This is a genomic window from Mesorhizobium sp. WSM1497, from assembly GCF_001672455.2.
In the GTDB taxonomy this organism is placed as follows: Bacteria; Pseudomonadota; Alphaproteobacteria; order Rhizobiales; family Rhizobiaceae; genus Mesorhizobium; species Mesorhizobium ciceri.
This window is the reverse complement of record NZ_CP021070.1, coordinates 5,209,439-5,225,739: the sequence shown is the minus strand read 5'-3', so window position 1 is coordinate 5,225,739 and position 16,301 is coordinate 5,209,439. Positions and strand designations below refer to the sequence as shown.

Genomic DNA, 16,301 nt, shown 5'->3' with positions numbered 1-16,301 from the left:
TATCGATGACATTGATGGGCGCGGCGGCACTGCTGATCCTGATCCTGACTTACGCCGGTGTCGCCATTGGCCGCATCCCCGGCCTGCGCCTCGACCGGGCAGGGATCGCGCTTCTCGGCGGGGCCGCGATGATCGCCATCGGCGCGCTCAGCATGGAGGATGCGTACCGGGCGATCAATTTCGACACCATCACGCTTCTGCTCGGCATGATGATCGTGGTGGCGCATTTAAAAGTGTCGGGCGCCTTTCGTGGCCTTGGCGCCGTCGCCATCGAGCACGCGCATGCGCCCTTCATGCTCTTGGTGATGGTGACGCTGCTGACCGGCGTGTTGTCGGCCTTCCTGGTCAACGACGCCATCTGTCTCGTCATGGCGCCGATCGTCGTCCACGTCACCCGTGTGATCAAGCGCAACCCGATCCCCTATCTGATCGCCACCGCCACCGCGTCGAATTGCGGCAGCGTCGCAACCATCACCGGCAATCCGCAAAACATGGTCATCGGTGCACTGTCGGGCATTTCCTATCCGGCCTTTTCGGCAGCGCTGGCTCCGGTCGCTCTGTTCGGTCTCGTCGCGGTCGTTGTCATCATCCGTATTGTCTTCCGGGCCGAATTCGCCCGCACCGTCCAACTGACGCCCGAGGTCTCGCGTGGCCGCATGCACAAGGGGCAGGTGCTGAAGGCGGTGGTGGTCTGCATCGGGCTGGCAATTGCCTTCTTCGCCGGCGTGCCCGTCGCCAAGGCAGCACTCATCGGCGGCGCCATCCTCTTGCTCACTCGGGCCATCAAGCCGGAGCGCATCTACCGCGAGATCGACGGTCCGCTGCTGTTCATGTTCGCCGGTCTGTTCGTGGTCGTCGCCGGCGCCGAAAAGACGCTTCTTTCGCCAGATATGATCGCCTCGGCCAGGAATCTCGGGCTGGACGACGTCTGGCGGCTGTCCGGTTTCACCGCGGTGCTTTCCAACATCATGAGCAACGTTCCGGCCGTGCTGGCGCTGCGGCCCTTCATACCCGGCCTCGAAAGCCCCGAGCGCGCCTGGCTGGTCGTCGCCATGAGCTCGACGCTGGCCGGCAATTTCACGCTGCTGGGTTCGGTCGCCAACCTGATCGTCGCCGAACAGGCGCGGGCCGCCGGCACGACGCTGTCGTTCGGCGTTTTTTTCAAGGTCGGCTTGCCGTTGACGCTGATAACCCTGGCCGCCGGCACCGCATGGCTGGCTTTCGGTTTCTAATGCATGTCGTTGCCCCAAAAGTGGCCCCGGTTTTAGGGCAACGACATGCATAAAACCAAAGGCTTAAAGCGCGTCGCGCTTTAGACCTGGCTGCCTGAAAGTCGCGCCCGCACCAGCGTCGCCGCGGCGCGTCCGGCCGCTTCGATGTAATCGGGGTTGCGGTGGATCAGCATGATCGAAAAGCAGCCGTCGATCAAAAGCACGATCTCGCGTGCCAGGGTTTGCGGCTCCGCGACGCCATGGTCCGACAGGGCGCCGGCCAGCCATGTTTCGAAATTCAGCTTGTGCCGCGCGCCCACCTTGACCGCCGGATGTCCGGGCATCGAGGCGAGTTCGGCGGCCGTGCGCAGGAAGCCGCATCCTTTCCATTTCGGGTGGCGAGCGGACCTCGCCAGATTGGTGAAGATCGCCTCGACCTTGCGATCCGCGCCGCCTTCGGCAGCCTCGAACCAGCCGGCCATCCGCTTCAGATTGGGTTGGTCGCGGCCGTCGAGATAGGCCGCGATCAGGTCGTCCTTGCTCTTGAAATGGTAGTAGAGCGTGCGCTTGGTGAGACCCGCTTCCTCGGCAACGGCATCGACGCTGACACGACCGATTCCTTCTGCATAGAAGAGCCTGGTCGCGGCATCGACAATGCGTTTGCGGGTAGGGCTCTGCGTGTCGGGCATAAGCCTATGTATACCGACTAGTGAATATACACAAGCGACAAAGGGCATAGTCTTCCTTCCATCAGCATGATGGAGAAGGAACAGCCAAATGACAGATCTTGTCCTTAGCGAAACCCGGGATGGGATTGCCATCCTCACCCTCAACCGGCCGGAGAAACTCAACGCGCTGAACTATGCCCTGATCGACCGCCTGCTTGCGGTCCTTGACGACATGGAAGTCGATGACGGCTTCCGAGCGGTCATTCTGACCGGAGCAGGGGAGCGGGCGTTTTCGGCGGGGGGCGACATTCACGAGTTCTCGGCCAGCGTGGCGCTTGGCGTCGGTGTCGCGATGCGGGATTTCGTCATGCGCGGGCAGCGGCTGACGGCGAGGCTGGAAGCCTACCGCAAGCCCATCATCGCCGCCGTCAACGGCATTGCCTTTGGTGGCGGCTGCGAAATCACCGAGGCCGTACCGCTCGCTATCGCCAGTGACCGCGCTTTGTTCGCCAAGCCGGAAATCAACCTCGCAATGCCGCCGACCTTTGGTGGAACCCAGCGCTTGCCGAGGCTCGCGGGGCGCAAGCGGGCGCTCGAACTGCTGTTGACCGGCGACTGGTTTGCGCCGCCGCGGGCGCTTGAACTGGGTCTCGTCAACGAGGTTGTGCCGCATGCCGAGTTGATGCCGGCGGCATTTGATCTGGCCAGGCGTATCCTGCGGCACTCCGATCTGGCGATTGCCGGCATCCTCACGGCAGTGGCGCGCGGCCTCAACCAGAGCATCGCCGAAGGTTTGCTGGTCGAGGCCGAGCAGTTTGCCCGCATGGCCCCGACCGCTGATCTGCGCGAAGGGCTGAATGCCTGGATTGCACGCCGCGAGCCGGGCTATGACGGCTCGTGGACACATATCGCGCGTCCCGACGAGGCCAGGCGAGCCTGAAGCGGGTCGCTGGAATTCCTCAGGCGACCCGCTTCAGGTCTTTGTTTTTATGCGTGTCGTTCTCCCAAAACCGAGGTTACTTTTGGGCGACATGCACTCGTCGGAGCTTGGATCAGGGCTCCACCACCAAACGGCCCTTCATGTTGGGGTGAAAGCGGCAGAAGTAGTCGACCGGTCCCGCCGTCTTCAAAGTCAGGCTTGCGGATTTCTTCGGCGGGATCATCACTTCCCAGCCGCCTTTCACGGTGGCCGTGTGGGCGAACACATCCTTGTTCACCCACTCGATCGTGTCGCCGACCTTTGCCTCGACGGTGGCCGGAGAGAACACCAGCCTGTCGATGGTGACCTGGATGGTTTCGGCTTGCGCCGGCACGATCCCGACGGCCAGCGTCAACGCAATCCACAGATGGCGGTTCTGCATGCTCCCGGTCCTTACTTGAGCATGCCGGCGACGTGTTCGGCGTGCTGCTCATGGCCCTGGAATATCTTCAGGCCGGTTTCCAGCAGGCTTTTCAGCTCGGCATTCTGTGCCGACGGGATCAAAAGGGTTTCGAGCGCGCCGTTGACCTGCTTGTGATAGGCGACCTCATTGTCGACATAGGCCTTGTCGAAGGCAGCGCCGTGGAGTTTGGCGAGCTTGGCCCGCTCCTCCGTCGCAGCTTTGGTCAGCGCCTTGCTGGTGGGGTTGTCTTCCGGGGTGACCTTGAGCTTCTTGACCAGGTCGAGCGCCTGAACATTTACAGCCTCGTGATCGCGGACCATGTCCTTGGCGAAATCGACGACCTCCTTGTTCTTCGATTTGTCGATGGCCAGCTTGGCCGCTTCGATGTCGATGACCCCGGCCGTGTAGGCGATATGGGCGATCTGCGGATCGGTCGGCTTGTCGGCGGCTTGTGCGAACGGCGCGGTGCCGAGCAGCAGCAGGGCGGCGAGCGCAGCAGTGTGTCGGATAGACATGGCATCTCCTTCGCCGGGACGCTGAAATCGCCCCGGACAGTGTTTTTCGGTTGACGGTCATTGGATGCTGGTCAGCGGCAAACGTTCCCGCTGAAATGAACTGAAATCCGCTGAGGCTCAGCTTTCCAGCCCGAGCCGTCGCATCACGGCGCTGGTCAGTCGTTCGCAACGCCGGCCGGCGAAGGGGAAGGCGTCGAGCAGCACCGGCCCGATCTGGTCGTCCAGCGCCTTGCGGACAAGGGCGCGGGCGCGGTGCAGCCTTGTCTTGACGGTTTGCGGCCGCACGCCGAGGAGGTCGGCGGTCTCTTCGATGCTCAGCCCCTCGATCACCCGCGCCACGAACACCGTCCGGTAGACGTCGGGAAGGCTGTCGGTGGCCTGTTCGACCAGTTGGAGGATCTGCCGTTGCGCCATTGTCCGTTCCGGATCGTCGCTGGGATTGAGGGGAAACCGGATGATCTCGGCTTGCGGATTTTCCGGCAGCGCCACCGTTTTGCGCCTTTTGCGCAGCCGGCCGAGCGCCTCGTTGATGACGATGCGCGATAGCCATGTGGCGAGCGAGGAGTCGCCGCGAAACGCATCCAGATGGGCGAAAGCCTTGACGTAGGCCTCCTGCACGATGTCCTCGGCCTCGCTGTCATTGCGCACGACGCCGCGCGCGATCCGGTAAAGCCGCTGATTGTGTGTCTTGATGATGGTGTGGAAGGCGTCGCCGTCGCGCGCCAGCGCGCGGTGCACAAGCTGCATCTCGCCTGGCACAGCGGAAGGCACGGCCGTCAACACAGCAGGCATGGCAAGTTTCCTCAACCCAATCTCCGAACCAGGATCTCGATTGGGAGATTGGACGCTGTCCCCGGCAAAAGGTTCCCGAAGATTTTCTGCCGGGTCCGGCGGCCGCTACACTACAGTGTGAGTGAAGGCTTGTCAGGCAGCCTGCAGGCGCGCCGTGGCCGCCAACAGATCGGTCTGGGTGATCAGCCCGAGAATCCGCTTGTCGTCGTCGACGATGATGACCGCATGGCTGCGGCCGTCGGTGAGGACGGGCAGCAGACCCATGGCGGCGACGCCGGCGGCGGCTGTTGCCGCGGGCGTTAAGACGGATCCAACCGTCCCCGACGCCTGGGTGAGTTCGCGCAACCCCACCGTGCCTGCCAGCCTGGCTTCCGCATTGACGACCGGCAAGGTGCGGATGTTGTGGTCAAGCAGCAATTGGCGCGCCGCCTCGGTGGAGGTGTGAGCATCGACCGAGATCACATCGCGCGACATGATGTCCTCGCACAGAAGGGTCTTGTGCGCGCGCACCATCGCCTGCAATTCGACCTGCCGCAGCAGCCGGCCGAGATCGTTGCGATCGATATCGAACGTCTCGTCGAGTGCGCCAAGCGCGGCATCGATGTCTTCCGACCGAAAGCCCACGCGCAGCTGCGCCGGCAGATCGCCGGTGCCGTGGCTGTTTGCCGGCGCCGCAACCGGCACATGCGGATAATTGCGCCGGGCCAGCCTGTGGAAGCCGTAGCCGAGCGCCACCAGCAGGATCGAGTTCAGCGCCACCGGCACGAATGGAAACAGGAAGCCGGCGCTGATCACGGCAGGCCCTCCCAGCACTGCGGTCAGCGCGGCCGCTCCGCCCGGCGGATGCAGGCAGCGCGTGAACGACATGGCGGCGATGGCCAGTGCCACCGCGATGCCGCTGGCAAGGGCGGTTTCGTGGATGAAATGCGCCACGATCACGCCGACCAGTGCCGATATCGTGTTGCCGCCGATGATCGACCATGGCTGTGCCAGCGGACTGGCGGGCACGGCGAACAGCAGCACCGCCGACGCCCCCATCGGCGCCACCAGCAGCGGCACGTGCGGGCCGTTGCCGAGCACAAGGCTGGCGATCACACCGGTGAGTGCAACGCCGATCGTCGCGCCGATACAGGCGACGAGACGCTCGCGCAGCGTCGCGCCGGCAAGAATGGGAACAAAAAGGCGGAAAGCCATGGGGTCGAAAACTCTGCCGATATTCCAGGGGAAGTCGAAAATGTGCTGATCGCACCGCAATGACGCGGCATCGCTGAATTTGAAAGCCAAACTGATCCGGGAAACTGCAATTTGAGGGAATAGAATTCCGCTACGCAGCCGCCGCCGCGGCCAGACCGCGCGAAATGTCGGCCTTCAGGTCGTCGACGTCCTCGAGGCCGATCTGCAGGCGGATCAATGGACCCTCATAGGGGGCCTTCGCGACAACGCGGTCGCCGAGCCAGACCGGTACCGCAAGGCTCTCATAGCCGCCCCAGGAATAGCCGAGGCCGAAGATTTGCAGCGCGTCGAGAAAGGCGTGCTGCTGCTTCTGGCCGCCACCGGCAAGCACGATGGAAAAGATACCGCTGGAGCCGGAGAAATCCCGCTTCCATAGAGCGTGATCCGGATGGCTGGGCAGGGCCGGGTGGAGCACGCGCGCCACGCCCTTCTGGCCTTCGAGCCAGGAGGCGATGGCAAGCGTGCTGCGCTGATGGTGTTCGAGGCGCACGCCCATGCTGCGCAGGCCGCGCAGCACCTGGTAGACGTCGTCGGGCCCGGCGCAGCAGCCAAGCGTGCAGAAGCTTTCATAAAGATGCGTCCAGCAGCTCTCATTGGCCGACACCGTGCCAAGCAGCACGTCGGAATGGCCGGCCGGGTATTTGGTCGCCGCATGGATCGAGATGTCGACACCGTGGTCGAGGGGGCGGAAATACAGTGGCGTCGCCCAGGTATTGTCCATCATGACGATGGCGCCCGCGGCGTGCGCCGCCTTGGCGATGGCTGGGATGTCCTGCACCTCGAAGGTGTTGGAGGCCGGTGATTCCGTGAACACCACCTTGGTGTTGGGCTTGATCAACGCCGCGATGCCGGCGCCGACATGGGGGGCGTAGTACTCGACCTCGACGCCCAGCCGCTTCAGCATCGTGTCGGCGAAGTTGCGGGTCGGATGATAGACGGTATCGACGATCAGCAGATGGTCGCCGGCCGACACGAAGGCGAGCAGCGGTACCGTCACCGCCGCAAGGCCCGACGGCACCAGGATCGTGCCTGCCGAACCTTCCAGCGCGTCTATGGCGTGGGCGAGCGCATCGGTCGTCGGCGTGCCGCGCGTGCCGTAAGTGTATTTCTGGGTGCGAGCCGCCATTGACGCCGCGTCGCGAAAAAGCACGGTCGAGGCATGCACCACCGGCGGATTGACGAAGCCGAAATAGTCGTGCGGATTGTTGCCCGAATGGGCAAGCCGCGTGTTGATGCCCATCCCGCCGCTAAAGTGCTCGCCGTCTTTCGCCATTCTGCGTCGCCTTGTTTGACAAGCCGCTAGCCATAGTGCGGCGGCATGGACCGTGCAACAGCCACCGTCCGCCAGGAGATGGACTTCGAATATGCCAATTCGTCGCGGCAAAAACAGCGATGCGGGGACAGGATATCAAACGAAAAACCCGCCTGTGCGGCGGGTCATCGGCGCAAATCAGCACCATGGACAAAAATGTATCATAGCTGAGGGCAGGGTGTCAAGAAAAAATTCCTATCGCGAAAAGGCGGTCCTTGATTGACCTGCGTTCGGAGCCCTCATCTCCGCCGATCGGCTATTGTGGGCGGCTGCGGAAAGTATATGATTGTCGGCTAATATTAATCGCCGGATTGCTTCGATCAGATGCTGCCGGATGGTTGCTGCCGGTTGACCTCTGGTCCTCCACGATCCGGATCGCGCTCACCAAGCGTGAGCGCGGCAAGGGAGGAATGCCATGCCGGACGTCAAATGGGCCATGAAGGCGCGCGAATTCATCAACTGCAACTGCGCCTATGGCTGCCCGTGCCAGTTCAACGCCATGCCGACATACGGGTTCTGCCAGGCGGTCGCCGGCATGGAAATCGAAAGCGGCCATCACGGCGACACCAAGCTCGACGGATTGCGGTTCGTCGGGATTTTCAGCTGGCCCGGCGCCATACACCAGGGCGGGGGCGAAGCCGCGGTGATCATCGACGAGAGGGCGACGGAAGCCCAACGTGGCGCGCTGCTTCGCATATTGGGCGGTCTGGACACCGAACCGGGTGCAACGATATTCCAGGTCTTTTCGACCACGCTGGAGAAGTTCCACGACCCGATCTTTGCGCCGATCGAATTCAACATCGACGTCGACGCGCGAACCAGTCAGCTGCATGTCGAGGGTATAACCGACGGTCGTGGCGAGCCGATCCGGAATCCGGTCACCGGCGCTGCCCACCAGGCGCGCATCGACCTGCCGCACGGCTTCGAATACGCGATCGCCGAGGTCGGGCGCGGCTGGACAAAGGCGACGGGCCCGATCAAGTTCGAGCTGGCCGATACGCACAGCCATTTCGCCAATCTGCATCTCACGCAGAGCGGCATCGTGCATTGACCTGATCCAATGGGCGACACGGCCCTCGAGGCGGTGCTGCGGCGCGATCGTGCGGTCGTGATGGCCGCGCTCGTGGTGATTGCCGTGCTCGCCTGGGCCTATGTGCTGTGGCTCGCCACCGACCTGGTCATGCCCGGCTCCGCCTTGCCGGACAGCGGAGGCGGTGACATGGCCGGAATGGACATGTCGAATATGGACGGGTCGAACATGGATATGGGCGGCATGGATATGGGCGCCGCAGTGGCGCCAGGCATCCGGGCCTGGGCATTGGCCGATTTCGCTTTCACCTTCACGATGTGGGCGGTGATGATGGTCGGCATGATGACGCCTTCGGTCGCACCGATGTTGCTGCTCTATGCCGGTGTCGGCCGCAAGGCGCGGGCGGATGGCAGGCCCATCGCTTCGACGGGATGGTTTTTTGCCGGCTACCTCGCCGTCTGGGTCGTCTTCAGCCTCGTGGCGACCGGTGCGCAATGGCTGCTCGCCCGTCTTGCCTTGCTCGACCCCTCGATGGCGACCGGCAGCGCGGTCCTCGGCGGCCTCGTCCTGATCGCCGCCGGTCTCTATCAATGGACGCCGATGAAGGGCGTCTGCCTGCGCCAATGTCAGGCCCCGATCGCGTTCCTGGCCGGCCATGGCGGATTCCGCTCCGCTCCGCTCGGCGCGCTTCGGCTGGGCATCGATCACGGCGCCTACTGTCTGGGGTGCTGCTGGGCGCTGATGGCCCTGCTGTTCGTCGGTGGCGTCATGAACGTGCTGTGGATCGCCGGCATCGCCATCCTGGTCCTGCTGGAGAAGACGGTGCCGACCGGGCAGCTGATTCCGCGCGTTTCAGGCGCGTTGATGGCTGGCATCGGGACCTGGATCGTCTTTCAAGCCTCTTGAGAACAGTCTTTGTCTGCGACCTGTATTGGACTGCAGCCGCCAGTAAATCGTCAGAAGACAATCTTGGGACATGGTAGTTCGCCCCACGCGGAGGTCAACAACCACGAGGTATTTGCCCGGGATGGATTTCGCTGCCGCGGCCGGTATCGGCCCCGCGTTGGCGTTGCATCAGCTTTGCCGCCTTTATTGGCCCCTGCTGACTAATTCGCGGGCGTGTTTGTCTGTAAATCAGGCATTTACGGCAATCGGTTTTCAAACTCTTCGGGTTTGGGTCATTTCCCTTGACCTCACAGGAATTATCGCCTTCGATGACATTTGTGAATGGGAGGCGGCGCGTCGGTTACGATGCGGGGTTTCGGGATGGGCCGGGATGAAGCCGCGTTCACACGGGAGAAAAAAATCAGGATTTACTCCTGAAAAACAGAGAAAAGGGTCTGTGGGTCATGAAACACATTGCTATCGGCATTCTAGGCGCCGCCACGCTTGGATTGATGGCGTCCGCCGCGTCGGCGGCCACGCTCGACACCGTCAAGGGGAAGGGCTTCATCCAGTGCGGCGTCTCCACCGGCCTGGCCGGCTTTTCGGCGCCGGACGACAAGGGTGACTGGCAAGGCATCGATGCGGATTTCTGCCGCGCTGTCGCGGCCGCCGTCTTCGGTGACGGCTCCAAGGTCAAGTTCACGCCGCTCAGCGCCAAGGAGCGGTTTACCGCGCTGCAGTCGGGCGAGATCGACATCCTGTCTCGCAACACCACCTGGACCATCAACCGCGATACGGCACTCGGCCTGAATTTCATCGGCGTCACCTATTATGACGGCCAGGGTTTCATGATCAACGCCAAGAAGCTGCCGGGCGTCAATTCGGCATTGCAGCTTTCGGGCGCAGCCGTCTGCGTGCAGAGCGGCACCACCACCGAGCTGAACCTCGCCGACTACTTCAAGGCCAACAAGATGGAGTACAATCCGGTCGTCTTCGAAAAGCTGGAAGAGGTCAACGCCGCCTATGATGCCGGCCGCTGCGACGTCTACACCACCGATCAGTCGGGCCTCTATGGCATCCGCCTGACACTGGGATCGCCGGCCGACCATGTCGTGCTGCCCGAGATCATCTCCAAGGAGCCGCTCGGACCGGCCGTTCGCCAGGGCGACGACCAGTGGTACCACATCGTCAAGTGGACCTATTTCGCGCTGCTGCAGGCTGAAGAGCTCGGCATCACCAAGGCCAATGTCGATGAGATGAAGAACTCGGCCAGCCCCGAGATCAAGCGCGTTCTCGGCCAGGAAGCCGACACCAAGATCGGTACCGATCTCGGCGTCTCCAATGACTGGGTGGTCAACATCGTCAAGGCCGTCGGCAATTATGGCGAAATGTTCGAGCGCAATGTCGGCTCGGGCAGCCCGCTGAAGATCGCGCGCGGCATCAACGCGCTGTGGACCAAGGGCGGCCTGCAATACGCGCCGCCGATCCGCTGATCGAAATGTGATCCGGGAGGCAGATCATCTGCCTCCCGGTTTCTCTTTCCAGGGGACGGTCGAATGGCATCGCAGGACGTACTTCGCGAGGAGCCCAGCCGCGGCTCCTTCATCAACGATCCGAAAATCCGGGGCATATTCTTCCAGGTGCTGGTCGTCGTGCTGCTGGTGGCGGGCGTCTGGTGGATTGCCCACAACGTCATCGACAATCTGACGCGGTTGCGCATCGCTTCAGGCTTCGGCTTCCTCAAGGGCCGCGCCGGCTTCGATATCAGCGAGAGCGCGATCGCCTATTCGTCGGATTCGACCTATGGCCGCGCCATTCTGGTCGGCCTCCTCAACACGGTCATCGTCGCCATCGTCGGCATCATCACCGCGACAATCATCGGCTTCGTCATCGGCATCGGCCGGCTCTCGAAGAACTGGCTGATCAGGAAGATCTGCACCGTCTATGTCGAGGTCTTCCGCAACATCCCGCCGCTGCTGGTCATCTTCTTCTGGTATTCCGGCGTGCTGGCTGTGCTGCCGGCGCCACGCGACAGCATCAATTTGCCGTTCGGCTCCTTTCTCAACCAGCGCGGTTTCTATTTTCCACGCGCCGTATGGGGCGACGGTTCATGGCTGATCTTCGTCGCCCTGCTCGTCGGCATCGCCATGGCGTGGTTCGTCGCGCGCAAGGCGCGGCAACGGCAGATGGCGACCGGCCAGCAATTTCCGGTGTTTTGGACATCCGCGGCGCTGATCGTCGGGCTGCCGCTGCTCGCCTATGCGCTGAGCGGCTTTCCCCTGAGCTTCGACTACCCCAAGCAGTCGACTTTCAACCTGACCGGCGGCTTTCAGGTCCGGCCGGAGTTCCTGTCGCTTTATCTGGCGCTGTCCTGCTATACCGCCGCCTTCATCGCCGAGATCGTGCGTGCCGGCATCAGGGGTGTCAGCGCGGGCCAGACGGAAGCCGCCGGTGCGTTGGGATTGCGGTCCGGATCGATCCTGCGGCTGGTCGTCGTGCCGCAGGCCATGCGCATCGTCATTCCGCCGCTGACCAGCCAGTATCTCAACCTGACCAAGAACTCGTCGCTGGCCATCGCCATCGGCTATCCGGACCTGACGGCGACCGCCGGGACAGTGCTGAACCAGACCGGCCAGGCCGTCGAGGGCGTGGTGATCATGATGGTGATCTATCTCGCCATCAGCCTTCTGACCTCGCTTGTGATGAACTGGTTCAACGCCAAGATGGCGCTGGTGGAGAGGTGAGGTAAGGACATGCAAGAACATGATATGTCCTGGGTGCGCACCGAAATGGTGCTGGCGCAGCCGGCGCCCGCCAGCGTCACCGGCCTCGGTGCGTGGGTGCGCAAGAACCTGATCGCGTCTACCGGCGACACCATTTTGACAATCGTCGGCATCGCCCTGGTGGCGATGATCCTGCCGCAAATCATCAATTGGGCGTTCATCAACGCCGTGTGGACGGGGCCGGACCGGACCGTATGCGCCACGGTGGCGCAAGGCGGCATCCAGCCGGATGGCTGGACCGGCGCCTGCTGGGCTTTCGTCAATGCCAAGTTCGGCCAGTTCATGCTCGGCCGCTATCCCATCGAGGAGCGCTGGCGGCCGATCCTGGTCGCCATCCTGTTCGTGGCGCTGCTGGTGCCGATGCTGATGCCGAAGGTGCCACGCAAAGGGCTGAATGCGGTTCTGCTGTTCTTCGTGCTGCCGATCGTCGCCTTCGTCCTGCTGGTCGGCGGCATGTTCGGCCTGCCGCATGTCGAGACCTCGCTTTGGGGCGGGCTCTTGGTAACGCTCAGCCTGTCCTTCGTCGGCATTGCCGTGTCGCTGCCGCTCGGCATCGTGCTGGCGCTCGGCCGCCGTTCCAAGATGCCGATCATCAAGACGCTGTGCGTCGTCTTCATCGAGACGGTGCGCGGCATCCCGCTGATCACCGTGCTGTTCTTCGCCAGCGTCATGCTGCCGCTGTTCCTGCCGGAGGGCGTTTCGTTCGACAAGTTCCTGCGCGCTTTGATCGGCGTGTCGCTGTTTGCCGCCGCCTATATGGCCGAAGTGGTGCGCGGCGGCCTGCAGGCGATCCCCAAGGGCCAGTATGAAGGCGCCGATTCGCTCGGTCTCGGCTATTGGCAGAAGATGTATTTCATCGTCATGCCGCAGGCGCTGAAACTGGTCATCCCGGGCATCGTCAACACCTTCATCGGCATGTTCAAGGACACCAGCCTGGTCATCATCATCTCGATGTTCGACCTGCTCGGCATCGTCAAACAGAATTTTTCCGATGCAAACTGGGCAACCGCGCAGACGGCGAGGTCTGGCCTGATCTTCGCGGCCTTCGTCTTCTGGCTGTTCTGCTTCGGCATGTCGCGCTATTCAATGTACACCGAACGCCGGCTCGACACCGGCCACAAACGCTGAATGCATGTCGCCCAAAAGTGTATAGCGGTTTTGGGGTAACGACAGGCATCATTACCAACAACAAAAGAACAAGGGGATCCCTCTCATGGCCACCGAAAATGCCGTCAGCGCAGAAGAGATCAAGGTCAACGCCGCCAAGATGCAGATTTCGACGACCGATGTCGCCATCGACATCATCGCCATGCACAAATGGTATGGCGAGTTCCATGTGCTGAAGGACATCAACCTGAAAGTGATGCGCGGCGAGCGCATCGTCATCTGCGGCCCCTCCGGCTCCGGCAAATCGACCATGATCCGCTGCATCAACCGCCTGGAGGAGCACCAGAAGGGCAAGATCATCGTCGACGGCAAGGAATTGACCAACGATCTCAAGAAGATCGACGAGGTGCGCCGCGAGGTCGGCATGGTGTTCCAGCACTTCAACCTGTTCCCGCATCTGACCATCCTGGAGAACTGCACGCTGGCCCCGATCTGGGTGCGCAAGACGCCGAAGAAGCAGGCCGAGGAAATCGCCATGCATTTCCTCAAGCGCGTCAAGATCCCGGAACAGGCCAACAAATATCCCGGCCAGCTTTCCGGCGGCCAGCAGCAGCGTGTGGCGATTGCCCGCTCGCTGTGCATGAACCCGCGCATCATGCTGTTCGACGAGCCGACCTCGGCGCTCGATCCGGAGATGATCAAGGAAGTGCTGGAGACCATGGTTGGCCTTGCCGAAGAAGGCATGACCATGCTGTGCGTCACCCACGAGATGGGTTTTGCCCGCAAGGTCGCCAACCGGGTGATCTTCATGGACCAGGGCCAGATCGTCGAGCAGAACACGCCGGCCGAGTTCTTCGACCACCCGCGCCATGAGCGCACGAAGCTGTTCCTGTCGCAGATCCTGCACTAGGCTTTCGATGTTTGCGAGGAGCCCGGCTGAAACACTGCCGGGCTCTTTTGCGTATGGGATAACAGGCGACCGTTCCTGTCGCGCTGGAGCGCTTTTGCAGAGCCGCTTTTCATGAAGAGACTGGGACGTTTTCTAGGCCTTCTGTTGATTGTCGTCGCTCTCGCCGTGACGACGGGCACCCTCGTGCCGCGGCCGCTGTGGCCGGCGGCCGCCGCCATGCCCGCCGCGATGCGCCACATCCTAGTGCTGAACAATCCGATCCACACCGATATCGCCATCCCGGTCGACGATGCCGTGCGCCGGCGTTTCCACTTCCTGGTCGACGCCGGCATACCGGCCGACAGGCCGGAGGTCCGCTACATCGTCTTCGGCTGGGGCGGTCGCGCCTTCTACCTGGAGACGCCGACATGGTCCGAGCTGAAGGCGGTACCGGTGATGAAGGCACTGACCCTCGACGCGTCGGTCATGCATGTCGATGTCGCCGGTGACATCCTCGAACCGCGTCCTGACATCGCGGGGTTCGACATCACAGAGGACCGGTTCGCGGCGTTGCTCGATTTCATCGATGCGAGTTTCCAGCGCGGACCGGAAGGCCCGATCCTCGTTCCGGACGCGGCCTATTCCAGGTTCGACGGCTTCTACGAAGCCAACGGCCATTTCAACGCACTGATCGGCTGCAACACCTGGACGGCGGCCGCCTTGCGCACCGCAGGCCTGCGCACCGGCTGGTGGAACCCGCTGCCTGTATCGCTCGGGCTATCGATGCGGCTGTATAATTAGGGTGGGCATTCCGCGAATTGGCGAGCGTCGCGTTCCTTCACACCCCCTTTGTCCCGCCAACCTTTCGCAGGTTTCAGCTTTCGTCAGCCTCCGGTGCCCGCCAGCCATAGAGCCACTCCAAATCCGCCGCGAGTTTTTCCGACGAGCGCATTTTCAGGAACACGTTGCGCGCAATCGCCACCGGCCCTGCGGCATGCCACGCCAGCCGGTTGACAGCGCCGCGTCGGGCGACCTGCGCGACACGCGGCCGCCGTGACTGTTCCCAAACCGCAAGCGCGGCCAGCGGGTTCGCGGGGGAGGCGTAGACGGCGTCGGCAAGCGTCGCTGCATCCTCGATCGCCATGGCCGCACCTTGCGCCGCGAATGGGGTCATCGCATGCGCGGCGTCGCCGATCAGCGCCATGCCGTTCGGTGTTGCCCAGGCATGTTGCGAATCGACAGTGTGGATCGGCCACGCGGTCCACGGGCCGGCCTGCTCGACCAGACGGGCAAGTTCTGCCGCGGTGCCGGCAAGAGCTCGGGTCAGGATCCCGGCGTCGGCGTTGCCGGACCAGCCTTCGGCAATGCGGTCGCCTCTGGTGAAGGCCGCGAGATTGAAGGCCGCACCCTTGCTGACGGGATAGGCCACCATATGGAAGCCGGGATGCAGGAAGGTGGTGACGCAGTCCCTGGCGCCGATGGCGGCAAAGCTCTGCCCCGCGGCGCTGTCAGCCGCGACGGTCGCGCGCCAGGCCAGTTCGCCGGAGAAACGGTTTCTTGGCGAAGCCGACCCCTTGGCCGAGTCGACAAGTGCGCGCACCGACGACCAGACGCCATCGGCCCCGACCAGCAGGAAGCCCTCCGCCTCGATGGTCTTGCCGTCGATCTCGGCCGTCGCCGTGATGCCATGCGGGCCGGAGGCAACGTCGCCGATGCGCGCGCCGGTGGTGAGATGGATATCCGGCACCTCGGCAACGCGCGCGGTCAATGCGCTCTGCAGATCGGCCCTGTGCGCGACGAGATAGGGTGCTTGCCAGCGGGTTTCGGCGGCTTGCCCCAGCGGCACGCGCGCCAGTTCGCGCAAGGTCGCGGCCTTCTTCAACACCACGGCTTGCGGCCGCACCGCTGCCGGCAGCAGCCGGTCGAGCACGCCAAGCTGGCGAAGGATGCGCGTCGCGTTTGGAGAGAGCTGGATGCCGGCGCCGGCAGCTTCCAGGCGCTGCGCCTGTTCGAACACCCGAACCGCGTAGCCGCGCGAGGCGAATGCAAGGGCTGCGGTCAATCCGGCGACACCGGCCCCGGCGACGACAATTTGCCGGGAACGCGTGTCGTTCATCGGGCTGGTCGCGAAAGTCTCAGGCGGCCTGTTCGATGTAGATGCATCCGGCCGGCAGCGTTTCCGTCGCCTTCAGCTTCGGCGAATAGTGGTAGAGCGTCGAGCAATAGGGACAGACTTTTTCATTGTCGTCGCCCATGTCCAGAAACACATGCGGGTGGTCGAAAGGCGGATTGGCGCCCGTGCACATGAATTCCTTCACGCCGATGTCGATTGCCGGATAGCCCGCATCGTTCTGAAAATGGGGAATGGAACCGCCTGCCATCGTCGTCTCCTTAACGCAGTCTCGTCTGCATCTGGATCATATCAGGCCTCTTTGCAAGTTCGATGAAATCAAACTGTCGCAAAAGCCTGTCAGAGGATAAGTTAAGCCGGTTA

17 protein-coding genes are annotated in these 16,301 nt (G+C 62.9%); 9 read left to right on the top strand and 8 right to left on the bottom strand.

Annotated elements, in window-relative coordinates; genetic code table 11:
• Positions 1-5: 5 nt before the first annotated feature.
• A complete protein-coding gene (locus tag A9K65_RS25680; protein WP_064994358.1) occupies positions 6-1,232 on the top strand; it encodes an anion transporter in 1,227 nt (408 codons plus the stop codon).
• Between the two features lie 80 nt (positions 1,233-1,312).
• On the opposite strand, the gene A9K65_RS25675 is transcribed toward A9K65_RS25680, so the two are convergent.
• Positions 1,313-1,900 carry a TetR/AcrR family transcriptional regulator gene (locus tag A9K65_RS25675; RefSeq protein WP_064994359.1) on the bottom strand — a complete coding sequence of 196 codons (588 nt, stop codon included), beginning with the start codon at positions 1,898-1,900 and terminating at the stop codon, positions 1,313-1,315.
• 88 nt (positions 1,901-1,988) lie between these two features.
• On the opposite strand from A9K65_RS25675, the gene A9K65_RS25670 reads away from it, so the two are divergent.
• The gene (locus A9K65_RS25670) at positions 1,989-2,819 is read left to right on the top strand and encodes a crotonase/enoyl-CoA hydratase family protein (protein ID WP_064994360.1); all 831 of its coding nucleotides are present in this window, start codon (positions 1,989-1,991) and stop codon (positions 2,817-2,819) included.
• Positions 2,820-2,931: 112 nt separating this feature from the next.
• On the opposite strand, the gene A9K65_RS25665 is transcribed toward A9K65_RS25670, so the two are convergent.
• The 5 genes from A9K65_RS25665 to A9K65_RS25645 form a co-directional block, all read right to left on the bottom strand.
• Positions 2,932-3,240: a cupredoxin family copper-binding protein gene (locus A9K65_RS25665; RefSeq protein ID WP_064994361.1), complete on the bottom strand. Its 309-nt coding sequence runs from the start codon at positions 3,238-3,240 to the stop codon at positions 2,932-2,934.
• Between the two features lie 11 nt (positions 3,241-3,251).
• Positions 3,252-3,776 (bottom strand): DUF4142 domain-containing protein, encoded by a 525-nt coding sequence (locus tag A9K65_RS25660; RefSeq protein ID WP_013532429.1) that lies wholly within the window; start codon positions 3,774-3,776, stop codon positions 3,252-3,254.
• 117 nt (positions 3,777-3,893) lie between these two features.
• A complete protein-coding gene (locus A9K65_RS25655; protein ID WP_064994362.1) occupies positions 3,894-4,568 on the bottom strand; it encodes an RNA polymerase sigma factor in 675 nt (224 codons plus the stop codon).
• A 132-nt stretch (positions 4,569-4,700) separates the two neighbouring features.
• A complete protein-coding gene (locus A9K65_RS25650; RefSeq protein ID WP_064994380.1) occupies positions 4,701-5,762 on the bottom strand; it encodes an HPP family protein in 1,062 nt (353 codons plus the stop codon).
• Positions 5,763-5,892: 130 nt separating this feature from the next.
• Complete coding sequence (locus A9K65_RS25645) at positions 5,893-7,074, bottom strand: cystathionine beta-lyase (protein ID WP_064994363.1); 1,182 nt, start codon at positions 7,072-7,074, stop codon at positions 5,893-5,895.
• 454 nt (positions 7,075-7,528) lie between these two features.
• Here A9K65_RS25645 and A9K65_RS25640 point away from each other — a divergent pair, with 454 nt between their 5' ends.
• The 7 genes from A9K65_RS25640 (at position 7,529) to A9K65_RS25610 (ending at position 14,608) form a co-directional block, all read left to right on the top strand.
• On the top strand, positions 7,529-8,164 hold the full coding sequence (locus A9K65_RS25640) for a DUF1326 domain-containing protein (RefSeq protein WP_013532425.1): 636 nt from the start codon (positions 7,529-7,531) through the stop codon (positions 8,162-8,164).
• A 9-nt stretch (positions 8,165-8,173) separates the two neighbouring features.
• Complete coding sequence (locus A9K65_RS25635) at positions 8,174-9,049, top strand: DUF2182 domain-containing protein (protein WP_064994364.1); 876 nt, start codon at positions 8,174-8,176, stop codon at positions 9,047-9,049.
• A gap of 443 nt (positions 9,050-9,492) precedes the next feature.
• Positions 9,493-10,521: an amino acid ABC transporter substrate-binding protein gene (locus A9K65_RS25630; protein WP_064994365.1), complete on the top strand. Its 1,029-nt coding sequence runs from the start codon at positions 9,493-9,495 to the stop codon at positions 10,519-10,521.
• 63 nt (positions 10,522-10,584) lie between these two features.
• Positions 10,585-11,772, top strand: a complete 1,188-nt coding sequence (locus A9K65_RS25625) for an amino acid ABC transporter permease (protein ID WP_013532422.1) — start codon at positions 10,585-10,587, stop codon at positions 11,770-11,772.
• Positions 11,773-11,781: 9 nt separating this feature from the next.
• Positions 11,782-12,939, top strand: coding sequence for an amino acid ABC transporter permease (locus A9K65_RS25620; protein ID WP_013532421.1), 1,158 nt, complete (start codon positions 11,782-11,784; stop codon positions 12,937-12,939).
• Between the two features lie 85 nt (positions 12,940-13,024).
• Positions 13,025-13,828, top strand: coding sequence for an amino acid ABC transporter ATP-binding protein (locus A9K65_RS25615; RefSeq protein ID WP_013532420.1), 804 nt, complete (start codon positions 13,025-13,027; stop codon positions 13,826-13,828).
• Positions 13,829-13,939: 111 nt separating this feature from the next.
• Positions 13,940-14,608, top strand: coding sequence for a TIGR02117 family protein (locus A9K65_RS25610; RefSeq protein WP_064994366.1), 669 nt, complete (start codon positions 13,940-13,942; stop codon positions 14,606-14,608).
• A 73-nt stretch (positions 14,609-14,681) separates the two neighbouring features.
• Here A9K65_RS25610 and A9K65_RS25605 read toward each other — a convergent pair whose 3' ends face one another.
• Together A9K65_RS25605 and A9K65_RS25600 are read right to left on the bottom strand one after the other, a co-directional pair.
• Entirely contained in the window at positions 14,682-15,923 is a 1,242-nt protein-coding gene (locus A9K65_RS25605) for an FAD-dependent monooxygenase (RefSeq protein ID WP_064994367.1), read from the bottom strand.
• Between the two features lie 19 nt (positions 15,924-15,942).
• Complete coding sequence (locus A9K65_RS25600) at positions 15,943-16,188, bottom strand: zinc-finger domain-containing protein (protein WP_027163328.1); 246 nt, start codon at positions 16,186-16,188, stop codon at positions 15,943-15,945.
• Positions 16,189-16,301 lie beyond the last annotated feature (113 nt).

Excerpts from the sequence above, each read along its gene's own strand:
- A9K65_RS25680 (WP_064994358.1), top strand. The coding sequence starts at position 6 with ATGACATTGATGGGCGCGGCGGCACTGCTGATCCTGATCCTGACTTAC.
- A9K65_RS25675 (WP_064994359.1), bottom strand. The coding sequence starts at position 1,900 with ATGCCCGACACGCAGAGCCCTACCCGCAAACGCATTGTCGATGCCGCG.
- A9K65_RS25670 (WP_064994360.1), top strand. The coding sequence starts at position 1,989 with ATGACAGATCTTGTCCTTAGCGAAACCCGGGATGGGATTGCCATCCTC.
- A9K65_RS25665 (WP_064994361.1), bottom strand. The coding sequence starts at position 3,240 with ATGCAGAACCGCCATCTGTGGATTGCGTTGACGCTGGCCGTCGGGATC.
- A9K65_RS25660 (WP_013532429.1), bottom strand. The coding sequence starts at position 3,776 with ATGTCTATCCGACACACTGCTGCGCTCGCCGCCCTGCTGCTGCTCGGC.
- A9K65_RS25655 (WP_064994362.1), bottom strand. The coding sequence starts at position 4,568 with ATGCCTGCTGTGTTGACGGCCGTGCCTTCCGCTGTGCCAGGCGAGATG.
- A9K65_RS25650 (WP_064994380.1), bottom strand. The coding sequence starts at position 5,762 with ATGGCTTTCCGCCTTTTTGTTCCCATTCTTGCCGGCGCGACGCTGCGC.
- A9K65_RS25645 (WP_064994363.1), bottom strand. The coding sequence starts at position 7,074 with ATGGCGAAAGACGGCGAGCACTTTAGCGGCGGGATGGGCATCAACACG.
- A9K65_RS25640 (WP_013532425.1), top strand. The coding sequence starts at position 7,529 with ATGCCGGACGTCAAATGGGCCATGAAGGCGCGCGAATTCATCAACTGC.
- A9K65_RS25635 (WP_064994364.1), top strand. The coding sequence starts at position 8,174 with ATGGGCGACACGGCCCTCGAGGCGGTGCTGCGGCGCGATCGTGCGGTC.
- A9K65_RS25630 (WP_064994365.1), top strand. The coding sequence starts at position 9,493 with ATGAAACACATTGCTATCGGCATTCTAGGCGCCGCCACGCTTGGATTG.
- A9K65_RS25625 (WP_013532422.1), top strand. The coding sequence starts at position 10,585 with ATGGCATCGCAGGACGTACTTCGCGAGGAGCCCAGCCGCGGCTCCTTC.
- A9K65_RS25620 (WP_013532421.1), top strand. The coding sequence starts at position 11,782 with ATGCAAGAACATGATATGTCCTGGGTGCGCACCGAAATGGTGCTGGCG.
- A9K65_RS25615 (WP_013532420.1), top strand. The coding sequence starts at position 13,025 with ATGGCCACCGAAAATGCCGTCAGCGCAGAAGAGATCAAGGTCAACGCC.
- A9K65_RS25610 (WP_064994366.1), top strand. The coding sequence starts at position 13,940 with ATGAAGAGACTGGGACGTTTTCTAGGCCTTCTGTTGATTGTCGTCGCT.
- A9K65_RS25605 (WP_064994367.1), bottom strand. The coding sequence starts at position 15,923 with ATGAACGACACGCGTTCCCGGCAAATTGTCGTCGCCGGGGCCGGTGTC.
- A9K65_RS25600 (WP_027163328.1), bottom strand. The coding sequence starts at position 16,188 with ATGGCAGGCGGTTCCATTCCCCATTTTCAGAACGATGCGGGCTATCCG.